Genomic DNA, 14,037 nt, shown 5'->3' with positions numbered 1-14,037 from the left:
ATCGATCACGCTATTTAAAAATGAAATATCGTGATGTGGCGATTTCTCTGCCAGAGACGTATGGAATCATATTCAGCGGATGCCCGTACTGTGTGCAGGGGATAAAGACGGTGAAGTAACGCGGGGTGAAAACGTTTTTTAGCAGTTAAAGAATGGGTTGTATTTGTAATATTAAAATACAATAAATTTGCTACTATTTAACGTAATTAGCAATGTTGTTACTCGCGGGACAGTTGTCTGTTATGTTGAGGGAGTACTATGTCATTACGCATTGATGTTATTAAGAATCAAATTCTATCTGATAACTATTTTATTCTACGTAATCTCACTTATGATCTTTTTCGCCAAAATGGCGAAGCCATTCGCCATAAACGTGAAGTTTACGATCGCGGGAATGGTGCCACCATTCTGTTGTATAACATCGAGAAAAAAACCGTGGTGCTTACACGGCAATTCCGTATCGCTACCTGGATGAACGGTAATGCGGACGGCATGCTGATCGAGAGTTGTGCTGGGTTACTTGATGCAGATGACCCGGAGCAATGCATTCGCCGGGAAACCATGGAAGAGACCGGCTATCAGGTTGGTGATCTGGAAAAGGTATTTGAGCTTTATATGTCTCCAGGAGGAGTGACTGAAATTGTCTATTTTTATCTTGCACCCTACAGTGATTCACAGCGAAAAAACAGCGGGGGAGGTATCGAAGATGAAGATATCGACGTGCTGGAATTACCTTTCAGCCAGGCGCTGAAGATGATGCGCAATGGCGAAATCTGCGATGGTAAGACCGTTATTTTACTACAACAGCTTCAACTGAAGAATGTGATGTCCTGACCTCTCATCCGGCGATAGCCAGCATCATGTCGTACATTAACATCATTATTGCCATGATGCTGTGAGACCTGAGTTAAATGTCAGGCCCTTGTTTCTTTTGAAGAGGGCTTGTCTGCATGTCTTGATAGTCGATAACGCGCTGTTTCCTTCATTCTCAGGACAGACTTCATCGCTATGCCTGGCACTTCACAGCGATACTTCATTAGCTGCAAATATTTCTGTCATCACGCATTAATGGACTCACGTATGAAACCTGAAAATTTATACATATTGGCGATAATGTTATCTGTGAATTACGTTTTTTGACATCACCATGATCAGCTTAATGGTAATCTTTCTGAATATATTGCTTCTAAGGTTTTTTAAATTATAAAGGAAAATAAATTGAATATTACGCATGGTGTTGATTCTTTTCCTGGGAGTATAATAAAAGCGTCTGAAGGAATACGCTCAGGTAATCTGTTGTCGGAAAATAATCGTGGTAGAGATATGGTTATTATCAATCCTTATGGTAACGGTAATGGTGATCATATACTGGCAAAAAAAGTGGCGAATATTGCTCTTGAACAAGGGTGCAGAGTAACGATATCACCACTCAGTAATATGTTAAGGAGTCAGAGTGATCCATATCAAAATTATGCTTTACAGTATGATGAACCCCATACAATTGATCAGTTAATTAATCCATTATTTATTGTGTTACCCCTTAGCGTCATTAATATAAAGAAATTAGAGAAGCACGTGGATGAACTCTGTACAAAATTTAACTTCCCCCGAAATGATGCTATTCTGATTGAAGAGATGGATATATTACCTTTTCCTGGAAAAGATATTAAGCATTATGCAGAAATGTTAAGACGAATCGGGTTTACTCAGATTTCCGAAAATAAATTAGGGTTTGATGAGGGAGCTATTGGTTATATACCTACGGATGACAGGACGCTGAATGAGATTAGAGAGAGATTCAAAAATGAGCTGCATTTATTACTTGATAGTTACAATGTATCACTCTCGACTGGCAGCAGTTATCATCTGGGTTATATCAGCTCTGAGTGCTTTTATACAGGCGCACAGGCGTTTATTACGAATACACTTTGCGAAACCCTGGATGACGAGAGACCTGCAAATTTTATCATTAATTTGCGTCAGGTTCAGAGCAATGCAATGGGCTCAGTTATTGAGTCAATAAAATCGATCTTACTGCTGGGTAAGGAACATACGGGGGTTGACTATTTGGCCCTTTTTTCAAAAGTCAAAATCACTGCGATAGACGACAAGCATGGTAAAGTTTGCTGTCATAATGAAATCAGCGGGCAGGGTAATAAAATAGTAAGTATTGTCCTGGTCAGAAGTATGCCGAAAAATATCTATGACGACTTTTTATTATTGGCTGATAGCGGTATGGTGAGTGGTGACCAGTCATTAAGTGAATACCTTTCTTTAAAAGAAAAACTACCTTACTACGACATGCAGCCCTGGAAGTATTCTCTGGTTGAATCCATTAAAAAACTTTATGGCGACAGTTTAGGGAATTACATAGACCAGCGGGTCGTTGGCAGAGATCCATATTCATGGGATGTGCGTTCTTCTTTTATATCAAGTGTGGAACAACCTTTGTTGAGCGATAAACAGTTAGCAAGAAAAAATGAAGCCGATAAAATCATAGCGACTAAAAAGGCTGATACCTATATTGGTGAATTAATTAAATCTCATTTTTAACGGATAGGTGCTTATCGAAAGCAATATATTATCGTGAAACGATTCTCCTCCAGCCTGTTTGTTATATACACCAGAGACTGTATAGAATGGCAGGTGGCGGAGTGTGCCACCTGCCACTCCATTATTTTTTACTTAGAATAATTTTTGCCTGCTTAACAATATTTTCAACGGTAAAACCGTACAGCGGGAACAGCAGTTCAGCCGGTGCGGATGCCCCGAAGGTGGTCATGCCAACAATTTTCCCTTTCAGACCTGTGTATTTATACCAGTAGTCGGCAATCCCCGCCTCAACCGCAACACGTGCACTGATGTCAGACGGTAACACTGACTCACGGTACTCCTCATCCTGGGCATCAAATACGTCGGTTGATGGGAGTGACACGACGCGAGCGTGATACCCTTCTGCCGTGAGTTGCTCTGCGGCTTTAACTGTTATTTCCATTTCAGAGCCAGTCGCTATCAGGATGATATCTGGCGTGCCCTGACAGTCTTTTAGTATATACCCCCCCCGGGCAATATCTTTTAACTGTTGGGGGGTTCTTGGCATCTGTGCCAGCCCCTGGCGAGTTAAGATCAATGCGGTTGGGCCATCATGGTGTTCGATGGCCGCTTTCCATGCCACGGCTGTTTCTACCTGGTCACAAGGGCGCCAGCTATTGAAATTGGGCGTTAAACGTAAGCTGGCAAGCTGCTCAACGGGCTGGTGGGTTGGGCCATCTTCACCGAGACCAATAGAGTCATGAGTGTAGACCATGATTTGATGTGCTTTCATCAACGCCGCCATGCGGGCTGCATTACGAGCATATTCAACAAACATCAGGAAGGTTGCTGTATAAGGAATAAAACCACCGTGCAGGGCAACACCATTACCAATCGCTGTCATGGCGAATTCGCGTACACCATAGTGGATATAATTCCCGGCCAGGTCATCTTTAATTGATTTTGACCCCTGCCAAAGGGTCAGATTACTTGGCGCAAGGTCGGCGGACCCACCCAGTAATTCTGGCAAGATAGGGCCAAAAACATCAAGGGTATTTTGTGACGCTTTGCGGGTAGCAATTTTCTGTTCGTGGGCTTGCAGTTGCTCAATATATTGCCAGGAGGCTTCGTGCCATGTAGCGGGTAATTTACCCGTCAGGCGGCGGTGTAGCTCGGCACTGAGTTCTGGATAAGCTTTGGCATATGCATCAAATTGTTCCTGCCAGAGTGCCTGGGCATGCTTACCTGTATTTTTGGCATCCCAGCCTGCGTAAATCTCTTGGGGGATTTCAAAAGGGGGATATTTCCAGCCTAACTCCTCACGTGCCAGGGCGATTTCCGCTGCTCCTAGCGGTGAACCATGCGCTTTTTCTGTGCCTTCTTTATTCGGCGATCCATAACCAATAATGGTACGACAGATAATGAGTGAGGGTTTGTCAGTCACGGCCTGGGCTTCAATAATCGCCTGCTTAATCGCTTCCGGATTATGGCCATCGATTTCGTGAATCACATGCCAGTGATAGGCCTCAAAGCGTTTAGCGGTATCGTCGGTAAACCAGCCATGGGTATCACCATCAATAGAGATCCCATTGAAGTCATAGAAACCAATAAGCTTACCGAGACCAAGGGTTCCTGCAAGGGAGCAGGCCTCGTGGGAGATCCCTTCCATCAGGCAGCCATCCCCCATGAAAACATAGGTATGATGATTTACTATCTCATGGCCTGGTTTATTGAACTGGGCGGCAAGGGTTCGTTCTGCAATTGCCATCCCCACCGCGTTAGCCACGCCCTGGCCCAGTGGGCCGGTAGTGGTTTCGACACCTTCAGTATCGGTCACTTCCGGGTGGCCTGGTGTTTTTGAGTGCAACTGGCGAAAGTTTTTCAGGTCATCGAGGGTCAGTGCGTAACCCGTCAGATGCAGCAAGCTGTAGAGCAGCATTGACGCATGGCCATTGGATAAAACAAAACGATCCCGGTTTAGCCAGTGCGGGTCACCAGGATTGTGTATTAAAAACGTATTCCACAATACCTCGGCAATATCAGCCATACCCATCGGGGCACCAGGGTGCCCTGAATTTGCTTTTTCTACTGCATCCATACTCAGGGCGCGAATAGCATTGGCGAGATCTTTACGTGATGACATGGTTTCCTCCTGCAAAGGTAAGAATTTGAGTTAAATTCTATGCTCCGACATTAATCCCTGGCCGACGCCTGCCTGGTGCGACCATCAGTGACAATCTTTTTTCCACCAGTAAGCATAGCGCTTATCCACAGTAAGTATTGTGCCAGGCTACGATTTTTCAGCGTCATAACACCGGAGGAGACTAAACTGGTGGATACGGAATTCTGCCAACACTTGGGATGATAAGAGTATGGTGCAGTTCAGCGGTGTGCCGGATGCTGGAGCAACCACCATTGATGAGCAAATAAAACTGGCTGCTGTCCATGCGATTACCGCCCTGATACAGGCCGGGCAGAGTGAGGACTGGCAAACGAACGACCAGATAATGAAGCGTCGGAGTATTACCAAGGGGCCAGCCCAGCAGACAGTGAGCAAGAATACCAGGGTGACTGGTACGGCCATGGTTCACTGTGGGGAGGCAGATGCGTTGTTTTGGGATTGAGTCAGGAATTGCATTGTTATCGCACTCTAATTACGGCTCTTCTGACCTGAAAGCGCCGGTAAAATGCGTCACACCTCAGAAAAAATACGCCGGCGAGCCAGGTGCATATTTTAACGTCCATTGCCTCAGTATGGCGAATTATCGATATGGTTACGCTGGCTGTGGTTGAGGCACAAACACAGCCGTTGTAATGAACAGGAACTACACCCACTCTTTAATGGGTAAAAAATCATGGTACAGGGCGGCCTCAGGGCTGCCTTCTTCAGGCTGGTAGTCATATTCCCAACGCACCAGGGGAGGCATAGACATCAGGATAGACTCAGTTCGCCCACCGGTTTGCAGGCCAAACAGCGTGCCGCGATCCCAGACCAGATTAAATTCCACATAACGGCCCCGACGATAGAGTTGGAAATTCCGCTGTTGTTCGTCAAAGGGTGTCGTTTTGCGACGTTCGACAATGGGTAAGTAAGCATCGAGAAAACCGTTCCCCACGGCCTGCATAAAACGAAAACAGGTTGCAAAATCGGGTGAGTTAAGGTCGTCAAAAAAAAGCCCGCCAATACCCCGTTGTTCATTACGATGCTTAATAAAGAAGTAGTCATCGCACCATTTTTTATAGCGGGCATAGACGCCTTCGCCAAATGGCTGGCAGAGGTCACGGGCTGTGCGATGCCAGTGTACGGCATCCTCTTCGACGCCATAAAAGGGGGTTAAATCAAAGCCACCACCGAACCACCATACTGGGTCAGCCCCTGGTTTTTCAGCGATAAAGAATCGAACATTGGCATGACTGGTGGGCACATGGGGGTTTTCAGGATGAATAACCAGTGACACGCCCATTGCTTCAAAACTGCGGCCTGCCAGCTCCGGGCGATGAGCGGTAGCTGAAGCCGGCATCGAGGCCCCCTGAATATGTGAAAAATTAACCCCGGCTTGCTCAAAAACATGACCATTGCGTAGAACGCGGCTGCGGCCACCTCCGCCTTCCTGACGTTGCCAGACATCCTCCTGAAAACTGGCCCCGTCAATGGCGCTGAGTTGCTGACAAATGCGATCCTGCAGTCCGAGCAAAAACTGTTTAACGGCTTGAAGATTAGGTTGGTCCATAAGGTTAACGTTTCTTACCATGGGATTTATGATTATCAAACCAGTTGAAATAACTGATAACACCAGCGGCGATGGCATTAGCAATTTTCTGGCGAAATGCGGTGGTTCCCAGCAGTTTCTCTTCCGCTGGATTCGTAATAAAAGACGTTTCAACCAGCACTGAAGGGACAGAGGGTGACTTGAGTACGACAAAGGCCGCTTGCTCAGTATTCTTACTGTGTAATTTATGTATCGGCTTGATGTTTTTAAGAATATGGGAGCCCAGTGTCAGGCTATTCTTGATGGTATCGGTCTGTACCAAATCGAAAAGGACCTGCTGTAGGTACTGGTCTTTATCTTTGGCTTTTTTCCCGGCAACATCATCCGCAGCATTCTCACGTTCTGACAGATATTTCGCCATGGCGCTACTGGCACCACGATTAGAAAGCGCAAACACTGACGCCCCTGCCGCACTCGGGTTGGTAAAACCGTCGGCATGAATAGACATAAACAGACTGGCGCCATGTTTATGGGCGATCTCGACCCGTTCATACAGTGGAATAAATTCGTCGGAAGATCGGGTTAGACGGGCGTCAATACCTTTGCTGCGCAGGATACTGCGCACACTTTTAGCAATTGCCAGTACCACATGTTTTTCCTGGGAACCGTTATGACCAATGGCACCAGTATCGATACCACCGTGACCTGGGTCGAGAACCACAATACGGCGAGTGGTCTGCTTCCTGGCGGCCCTGGGGGGAACTGCGGACGACTGCGGTGTCCCTGCGCCACTGGCCAGAGCTCTGTTTATTCCTGCGAGAGTCAGGGCGGCCAGTCCTGAAAGCAGAAGCTGGCGACGTGTTGTTAGTCGCGTTAGCGATTTAATTTTGCTCATACGAATGGAATCGTTATCTTATGTAGTCCAGAAGGCAAGTTATAGCGTATCAACACCAGGTAAATGATTATTTTTTGCCAGAAATGTTTTTCTATTCATTTCAAGACAGACGTTTAATTATGCCACTTTTTTACCAGTTTTGCGGTAGATATTGGCTTACAGGACACTTATCGCCATAATTAAGCTTTTATGATTTAAGGTGGTTACCCCCATGGAAATTCGTGTGTTTCGCCAGGAAGACTTCGAAGAGGTGATAACGCTTTGGGAACGTTGTGATCTATTGCGCCCATGGAATGATCCAGAAATGGATATTGAGCGTAAGTTACAACATTCACCGGATCTGTTCCTGGTCGCTGAAGTGGCAGGGGAGATTATTGGTTCATTAATGGGGGGCTATGATGGCCATCGAGGATCGGCCTATTATCTCGGTGTGCACCCTGAATATCGTGGGCGGGGTATCGCCAACGCATTATTGAACCGGCTGGAAAAGAAACTCATCGCCCGTGGATGCCCAAAAATTCATATTCATATTCGTGAAGAAAACGACGTGGTTATCGGTCTTTATGAGAAACTCGACTATGAACATCAGGACACTATTTTGTTGGGTAAACGGTTAATTGAAGACCAGGAATATTGAGCTAATTGACGTTGAATAATCTCTACTCGTACCATGACTTTGATTCTCGAGGATACCTGAAAGCTCCGATACTTTTTTGGGCTATCTTATTATTTCAGGCTCGCACGTGGGTGCTGCTGGTCATTGCCGGGGCTTCTCGGGATGAAGGCGAGGCTATTTTACGCTGGTTTTACCCAGATAATCATTATTTCTGGTTAGGCCTGCTGCCGGGAATACCGGCTGCAGTGGCTTTTTTTCTCAGTGGTCGCCGTCATTTATGGCCACGCCTTTGGCCAAAATTGTGGGCTGTGCTCGTGGCCACCCAGTTACTGTTGCTGGTATGGCAATGTAGCGGGCTCACCGATGATGTTATTAATGGGGGCACGCTTGTCTTACTGGTAATGGATCTCCTGGCATTATGGTGGCTTGCCATGAATCGTCGATTACGCGACTACTTCGCTTTGCACCATGAATGAAATGGCACTTTTCAGCATGTCTGCACTCCAAAGGCGGTAACTTCTTTTAAAAAGGAACCCTCAATGAAAACACTGCGTCTGATGATATTAGGGCTCCCCCTGATGTTAGCTGGCTGTTCTACCTTGTCGTCTGTTCAGTGGTCTTCAGCACTGCCATGGAACTGGTTCGGCTCCAGTGCAAAAGTTAGCGAACAGGGGGTGGCAGGGCTTAACAGGGGGACGGCAATGAATGAAAGCGCTATTCGTGATGGGTTAAATAGTGACTATCATCTGCGTAATGGTATGAAGACGGCCAATGGTGAGATAGTGCCTTATTTTGAGGTATTAAAAGATAACCAGATGATGCTGGTCATCAATGGTAATACCGGGACCGTCAGCCGAATTGATGTCATGGACAGTAGCATTGAAACCGATAGTGGTGTCACAATAGGCACCCCCTTTGGCGACTTATACGATAAGGCTTTTGGGGCCTGCGAACGGGGGAAAGGGGACGATGCTGATTTCGTGGTATGTAAAGCACCCGGTAGTTCACACATTAGTTATGCCTTTAAAGGCGAATGGAGTGGTCCGGAAGGATTAATCCCGGCGGATGATACGCTGAAGAAATGGACCGTGAATAAGATTATCTGGCAACGCTAGTTCAGTCCGGCTGACTCCAGTAACCTGGTGAACGAGTTAGTCAGTGAGATGACAGGTTGTTGTTACAAGTCAATAAATACTCAACCCAAAGTTCTTACATTAATTATATACCCGCCATCTTTTTGGTTGCCAGAGGCGGGTGTGCCATTTATTGATAATAATAAATTTGGTGCGGTGGTTTTTATACGTGTTTTTAATTATTAAAAGCACGTATTTTCATATTGTTAGCAATCTTAGACCGCAATAGGGACTATGACTTTAGGAGATATTATGTTCCAGACTCAAAGTGGTATTCTGCCTGAGCATTGTCGCGCAGCTATTTGGTTAGAAGCCTCTTTCACTGGTGATTTGGCTGCGTTACGTTCAGGTTGTACTCAATTTATCGCTACTCTGAATGCACTGCAGACGCAATTCCCCCAGGCACAATTGGGCGCAGTAGTGGCGTTTGGTCACCGTTTATGGCGTGACCTGGCGGGTAATGACAGTGCTAAAGAACTGAAAGATTTTACCCCTTTGGGTAAAGGTGTGGCACCTGCCAGCCAGCACGATGTGATGATCCATATTCTTTCTTTGCGCCATGATGTGAACTTTACCCTGGCTCAGGGCGCTTTGGCCGCCTTTGCCGGAGCTCTAAAAATAGAAGAAGAGACACATGGCTTCCGTTGGGTTGAAGAACGTGACTTGAGCGGTTTTGTTGATGGAACTGAAAATCCACAGGGTGAAGAAAATCGCCGGAATGTGGCGATTATTCAGAATGGTATTGATGCGGGGGGGAGTTATGTTCTGGTTCAGCGCTGGGAACATAACTTGCGCCAGCTCAACCGTATGAGCGTTCATGAGCAGGAAATGGTAATCGGGCGCACCAAACAAGAGAACGAAGAGATTGAGGCAGACAAACGTCCCGTCACTTCTCACCTCAGTCGTGTGGATCTTAAGGAAGACGGCAAAGGGTTAAAAATATTGCGTCAAAGTTTGCCCTATGGCACTGCCAGTGGTGTGCATGGCCTTTATTTCATCGCCTACAGTGCACGTTTGCATAATATTGAACAGCAATTACTGAGTATGTTTGGTGAAACTGATGGTAAGCATGATGCCATGCTGCGTTTTACCCGTCCCGTGACTGGCGGTTACTATTTTGCCCCCTCCCTTGATGTGTTGCTGACACTCTAATCCCCCTCTTTGTGGCGCGGTATTCACCGCGCCGTATCTGCTTATGCTCGTTTCTTATTGCAAATCGCTAAACGGTATATAAAAGCGTTACTGTTTTATGCCCTGTTATAAATAAACTGGTTGCCAGTTAACCATTACTTCCACACTTGTAAGGGCAAAGTATGGCAATCACAGCAGTTAAAAATGTATGGAACGCATTAGCTGTTTCTTTAGTACTGGCTGGGTCTGCCCAGGCCACTGAACTACTGAATAGCTCTTATGATGTGTCTCGTGAGTTATTTTCAGCCTTGAATCCCCCTTTTGAAAAACAGTGGGCTGCAGAAAATAATGGCGACAAACTGACGATAAAACAATCTCATGCCGGGTCATCAAAACAGGCACTGGCCATTCTTCAGGGACTGAAAGCCGATGTAGTGACCTATAATCAGGTCAGTGATGTTCAAATTCTTCACGACAAAGGCAACCTGATCCCCGCTGACTGGCAGAGCCGTCTTGAGAATAACAGTTCGCCTTTTTACTCCACGATGGCTTTCCTGGTACGTAAAGGGAATCCGAAAAATATTCATGACTGGAGTGACCTGTCACGCCCGGATGTGAAGCTTATTTTCCCTAACCCCAAAACTTCAGGTAATGCTCGTTATACCTATCTTGCCGCCTGGGGTGCCGCGGACAAAGCAGACGGTGGCGATAAGGCGAAAACTGAGCAATTTATGAAGCAATTTTTAGGTAACGTAGAGGTTTTCGACACCGGTGGTCGTGGGGCTACAACCAGTTTTGTTGAACGTGGTCTCGGTGATGTATTGATCTCATTTGAGTCGGAAGTAAACAACATTCGTAACCAGTATGAGAAAGAGGGCTACGAAGTCGTCGTCCCTAAAGTTAACGTACTGGCTGAATTCCCCGTAGCCTGGGTGGATAAAAATACCAAAGCGAATGGTACTGAAAAAGCGGCCAAAGAATACCTGGAGTATCTCTATAGCCCACAAGCTCAGGAGATTATTACCGACTACTACTACCGTGTGAATAACCCGGAAGTGATGAATAAACTGAAAGATAAATTCCCGCAAACAGAACTGTTTAGTGTGGAGCAGCAGTTTGGTGGCTGGCCTGAGGTGATGAAGACACATTTCGCCACCGGTGGTGAACTGGATAAATTGTTAGCTGCGGGGCGTGGTTAATGTTTGCCCAGGTCTCAAAGCGTGTCCTTCCTGGTTTTACTTTAAGCCTGGGCACCAGTTTGCTGTTCGTGTGTTTGATTCTGTTATTGCCATTAAGTGCACTGGTCATGCAGCTGTCCCAGATGACATTGATGCAATATTGGGAGGTCATTACTAATGCACAGGTGGTTGCAGCCTATAAAGTGACTCTGATTTCTGCGGCAGTCGCCTCCATTTTTAATGGCGTTTTCGGGCTGTTAATGGCCTGGATACTGACGCGTTATCAATTTCCTGGCCGCAGCCTGCTGGATGCATTAATGGATTTACCCTTTGCCTTGCCAACCGCTGTTGCAGGCTTAACGCTTGCGGGCCTGTTTTCGGTGAATGGCTGGTATGGTGAATGGCTGGCTCAATTTGATATTAAAGTGACCTACACCTGGTTGGGGATTGCCGTGGCGATGGCATTCACCAGTATTCCGTTTGTGGTGCGTACGGTGCAACCGGTACTGGAGGAGTTAGGGCCAGAATATGAGGAAGCGGCAGAAACGCTCGGTGCAACGCGCTGGCAAAGTTTTCGTCGTGTCATTCTGCCTGAACTCTCTCCGGCGTTGATGGCGGGGGTGGCGCTTTCATTTACCCGCAGTCTCGGGGAGTTTGGTGCGGTGATTTTTATTGCGGGTAATATTGCCTGGAAAACAGAAGTTACCTCACTCATGATTTTTGTTCGTTTACAGGAATTTGACTACCCGGCAGCGAGTGCTATTGCCTCAGTGATTCTGGCGGCATCATTGTTGCTGTTGTTCACCGTTAACACCTTGCAAAGTCGCTTTGGTCGGCGTGTGGTAGGTCACTAATGACGAATGACTCTGTAGTAAAAAATGATATCCGTACTCCCGTCAATTGGGGTAAATGGGCACTGATTGGGATAGGCATGCTGGTGTCATTCTTGATCCTGGTGGTGCCGGTGATATCTATTTTCTCCGAAGCTTTTTCAAAAGGCATTATGCCAGCACTGCATAATATTGCCGATCCGGATATGTTGCATGCTATCTGGCTGACGGTAATGATTGCGCTGATTACGGTACCCGTAAACCTGGTATTCGGTATTTTACTGGCATGGCTTGTGACGCGTTTTGATTTCCCCGGACGTCAGTTGTTATTAACCTTGCTGGATTTACCTTTTGCCGTCTCCCCGGTGGTGGCGGGTTTAATCTATTTGTTGTTCTACGGATCTAACGGGCCGTTAAGTGGCTTCCTTGATACTTACGATTTACAGATTATGTTTGCCTGGCCGGGCATGGTGCTGGTTACCATTTTTGTTACCTGTCCGTTTGTCGTTCGTGAACTGGTACCCGTGATGCTCAGTCAGGGAAGCCAGGAAGATGAAGCCGCCATTCTGTTAGGTGCTTCTGGCTGGCAGATGTTCCGCCGCGTCACCTTGCCTAATATCCGCTGGGCGTTGTTATATGGTGTTGTACTGACCAATGCACGAGCCATTGGTGAATTTGGTGCTGTATCAGTGGTATCCGGTGCTATTCGCGGTGAAACCTTCTCATTACCACTACAAATTGAACTGCTACAGCAGGACTATAATACGGTGGGTGCTTTTACCGCAGCAGCCCTGTTGACTGTGATGGCTATTTTGACATTGTTCTTAAAAAGTGCGCTGCAGTGGCGTCTGAATAATCAGGAAAAACGCCTCAAGCAAGAGGAAAATCATGAGCATTGATATTGCCAATATTAAGAAGTCATTTGGTCGCACCCAGGTGCTGAATGATATCTCGCTGGATATTCCTTCAGGTCAGATGGTGGCATTACTGGGACCTTCCGGTTCAGGTAAAACGACGTTATTACGGATCATTGCAGGTCTGGAACATCAAAACAGCGGTCAAATTAAGTTTAAGGGAACCGATGTCAGTCGAGTCCATGCCCGTGAACGTAAAGTGGGTTTTGTCTTCCAGCACTATGCGTTATTTCGCCATATGTCAGTGTTCGACAATATTGCTTTTGGGTTAACCGTATTACCCCGTCGTGAACGGCCATCAGCCGCAGTCATTCGGCAAAAAGTGACCAAGTTACTGGAGATGGTACAGCTGTCACATCTTGCTGACCGTTACCCAGCCCAGCTTTCTGGGGGGCAGAAGCAACGTGTTGCTTTAGCCCGTGCTCTGGCTGTTGAACCGCAAATTTTGCTGCTGGATGAACCCTTTGGGGCGCTGGATGCTCAGGTTCGTAAAGAGCTACGCCGTTGGTTGCGCCAGCTTCATGAAGAACTGCGTTTTACCAGTGTTTTTGTCACCCATGATCAGGAAGAAGCAATGGAAGTTGCTGATCGGGTTGTGGTGATGAGCCAGGGACATATTGAACAAGCTGATGCACCAGACGTCGTGTGGGGTGAGCCAAAAACGCGTTTTGTCCTGGAGTTTCTTGGTGAGGTGAACCGCATCCCAGGCACCATCCATGCCAGCCATTTCCAGGTGGGAGCTCACTCCTGGCCGCTCGCTGACACTCCCGTTTATCAAGGGGAGGTTGATCTCTTCTTACGGCCATGGGAGGTGGATGTGAGCAGGCGGACAAATCTCGACTCGCCTCTGCCTGTACAGGTGCTGGAAGTGAGCCCACGAGGCTATTACATGCAGTTAGTGGTGCAGCCCATGGGGTGGCATAATGAGCCAATCACTGTGGTATTACGTGAAAGTGTAGCGCCGCAGCGGGGTGACCGTCTGTTTGTTGGCCTGCAACACGCGCGTATTTACCAGGGTAATAATCCCATCCAGTAGCTAGACCTGATGCAGCCAGCCTGATAATTTATCATCATACATTCCGTAACAAACGGCCTGAG

The 14,037-nt window shown here is 46.9% G+C and carries 13 protein-coding genes and 1 pseudogene; 11 read left to right on the top strand and 3 right to left on the bottom strand.

Annotation, left to right across the window (positions count from 1 at the left end):
• Window positions 1-258 precede the first annotated feature (258 nt).
• The gene (gene nudK, locus JK154_RS11025) at window positions 259-834 is read left to right on the top strand and encodes a GDP-mannose pyrophosphatase NudK (protein WP_211992591.1); all 576 of its coding nucleotides are present in this window, start codon (window positions 259-261) and stop codon (window positions 832-834) included.
• Window positions 835-1,218: 384 nt separating this feature from the next.
• A complete protein-coding gene (locus JK154_RS11020) occupies window positions 1,219-2,553 on the top strand; it encodes a hypothetical protein (RefSeq protein WP_211992590.1) in 1,335 nt (444 codons plus the stop codon).
• A 121-nt stretch (window positions 2,554-2,674) separates the two neighbouring features.
• Here the strand turns inward: JK154_RS11020 and tkt are convergent, their stop codons facing one another.
• Window positions 2,675-4,675, bottom strand: coding sequence for a transketolase (gene tkt / locus JK154_RS11015; RefSeq protein ID WP_211992589.1), 2,001 nt, complete (start codon window positions 4,673-4,675; stop codon window positions 2,675-2,677).
• Window positions 4,676-5,036: 361 nt separating this feature from the next.
• On the opposite strand from tkt, the pseudogene JK154_RS17725 reads away from it, so the two are divergent.
• Window positions 5,037-5,144: pseudogene (locus tag JK154_RS17725) on the top strand (hypothetical protein); the annotation flags it as partial.
• A gap of 213 nt (window positions 5,145-5,357) precedes the next feature.
• Here the strand turns inward: JK154_RS17725 and hemF are convergent.
• Together hemF and amiA are read right to left on the bottom strand one after the other, a co-directional pair.
• The gene (gene hemF / locus JK154_RS11000) at window positions 5,358-6,263 is read right to left on the bottom strand and encodes an oxygen-dependent coproporphyrinogen oxidase (protein WP_211992587.1); all 906 of its coding nucleotides are present in this window, start codon (window positions 6,261-6,263) and stop codon (window positions 5,358-5,360) included.
• A 4-nt stretch (window positions 6,264-6,267) separates the two neighbouring features.
• Window positions 6,268-7,137 (bottom strand): N-acetylmuramoyl-L-alanine amidase AmiA, encoded by an 870-nt coding sequence (gene amiA, locus JK154_RS10995; RefSeq protein WP_211992586.1) that lies wholly within the window; start codon window positions 7,135-7,137, stop codon window positions 6,268-6,270.
• A 211-nt stretch (window positions 7,138-7,348) separates the two neighbouring features.
• Here amiA and JK154_RS10990 point away from each other — a divergent pair, with 211 nt between their 5' ends.
• The 8 genes from JK154_RS10990 to cysA all read left to right on the top strand — a co-directional run bounded on the left by JK154_RS10990 (window position 7,349) and on the right by cysA (window position 13,975).
• On the top strand, window positions 7,349-7,774 hold the full coding sequence (locus tag JK154_RS10990; protein WP_211992585.1) for a GNAT family acetyltransferase: 426 nt from the start codon (window positions 7,349-7,351) through the stop codon (window positions 7,772-7,774).
• Window positions 7,775-7,785: 11 nt separating this feature from the next.
• Window positions 7,786-8,229 (top strand): DUF2919 domain-containing protein, encoded by a 444-nt coding sequence (locus JK154_RS10985; protein WP_211992783.1) that lies wholly within the window; start codon window positions 7,786-7,788, stop codon window positions 8,227-8,229.
• 63 nt (window positions 8,230-8,292) lie between these two features.
• On the top strand, window positions 8,293-8,868 hold the full coding sequence (locus JK154_RS10980; protein ID WP_211992584.1) for an RpoE-regulated lipoprotein: 576 nt from the start codon (window positions 8,293-8,295) through the stop codon (window positions 8,866-8,868).
• Between the two features lie 270 nt (window positions 8,869-9,138).
• Window positions 9,139-10,038, top strand: coding sequence for a Dyp-type peroxidase (locus tag JK154_RS10975; RefSeq protein ID WP_211992583.1), 900 nt, complete (start codon window positions 9,139-9,141; stop codon window positions 10,036-10,038).
• Window positions 10,039-10,199: 161 nt separating this feature from the next.
• Window positions 10,200-11,216 carry a sulfate ABC transporter substrate-binding protein gene (locus JK154_RS10970; protein ID WP_211992582.1) on the top strand — a complete coding sequence of 339 codons (1,017 nt, stop codon included), beginning with the start codon at window positions 10,200-10,202 and terminating at the stop codon, window positions 11,214-11,216.
• Window positions 11,216-12,049: a sulfate/thiosulfate ABC transporter permease CysT gene (cysT, locus tag JK154_RS10965; protein ID WP_211992581.1), complete on the top strand. Its 834-nt coding sequence runs from the start codon at window positions 11,216-11,218 to the stop codon at window positions 12,047-12,049. The genes JK154_RS10970 and cysT overlap by 1 nt, the downstream gene beginning before the upstream one ends.
• Window positions 12,049-12,924, top strand: coding sequence for a sulfate/thiosulfate ABC transporter permease CysW (gene cysW / locus JK154_RS10960; protein ID WP_211992580.1), 876 nt, complete (start codon window positions 12,049-12,051; stop codon window positions 12,922-12,924). The genes cysT and cysW overlap by 1 nt, the downstream gene beginning before the upstream one ends.
• On the top strand, window positions 12,914-13,975 hold the full coding sequence (gene cysA / locus JK154_RS10955; protein WP_211992579.1) for a sulfate/thiosulfate ABC transporter ATP-binding protein CysA: 1,062 nt from the start codon (window positions 12,914-12,916) through the stop codon (window positions 13,973-13,975). Before cysW ends, cysA begins: the two co-directional genes overlap by 11 nt.
• The last annotated feature ends 62 nt before the right edge of the window (window positions 13,976-14,037 follow it).

The organism is Citrobacter sp. JGM124, assembly GCF_018257795.1.
In the GTDB taxonomy this organism is placed as follows: Bacteria; Pseudomonadota; Gammaproteobacteria; order Enterobacterales; family Enterobacteriaceae; genus JGM124.
The sequence above is the reverse complement of the archived record's forward strand: the minus strand, read 5'-3'. Positions and strand labels throughout refer to the sequence as shown.

Coding starts and splice junctions, on each gene's coding strand:
- JK154_RS10990 (WP_211992585.1), top strand. CDS start 7,349: ATGGAAATTCGTGTGTTTCGCCAGGAAGACTTCGAAGAGGTGATAACG.
- cysT (WP_211992581.1), top strand. CDS start 11,216: ATGTTTGCCCAGGTCTCAAAGCGTGTCCTTCCTGGTTTTACTTTAAGC.
- JK154_RS10970 (WP_211992582.1), top strand. CDS start 10,200: ATGGCAATCACAGCAGTTAAAAATGTATGGAACGCATTAGCTGTTTCT.
- tkt (WP_211992589.1), bottom strand. CDS start 4,675: ATGTCATCACGTAAAGATCTCGCCAATGCTATTCGCGCCCTGAGTATG.
- hemF (WP_211992587.1), bottom strand. CDS start 6,263: ATGGACCAACCTAATCTTCAAGCCGTTAAACAGTTTTTGCTCGGACTG.
- amiA (WP_211992586.1), bottom strand. CDS start 7,137: ATGAGCAAAATTAAATCGCTAACGCGACTAACAACACGTCGCCAGCTT.
- nudK (WP_211992591.1), top strand. CDS start 259: ATGTCATTACGCATTGATGTTATTAAGAATCAAATTCTATCTGATAAC.
- JK154_RS10980 (WP_211992584.1), top strand. CDS start 8,293: ATGAAAACACTGCGTCTGATGATATTAGGGCTCCCCCTGATGTTAGCT.
- cysA (WP_211992579.1), top strand. CDS start 12,914: ATGAGCATTGATATTGCCAATATTAAGAAGTCATTTGGTCGCACCCAG.
- cysW (WP_211992580.1), top strand. CDS start 12,049: ATGACGAATGACTCTGTAGTAAAAAATGATATCCGTACTCCCGTCAAT.
- JK154_RS10975 (WP_211992583.1), top strand. CDS start 9,139: ATGTTCCAGACTCAAAGTGGTATTCTGCCTGAGCATTGTCGCGCAGCT.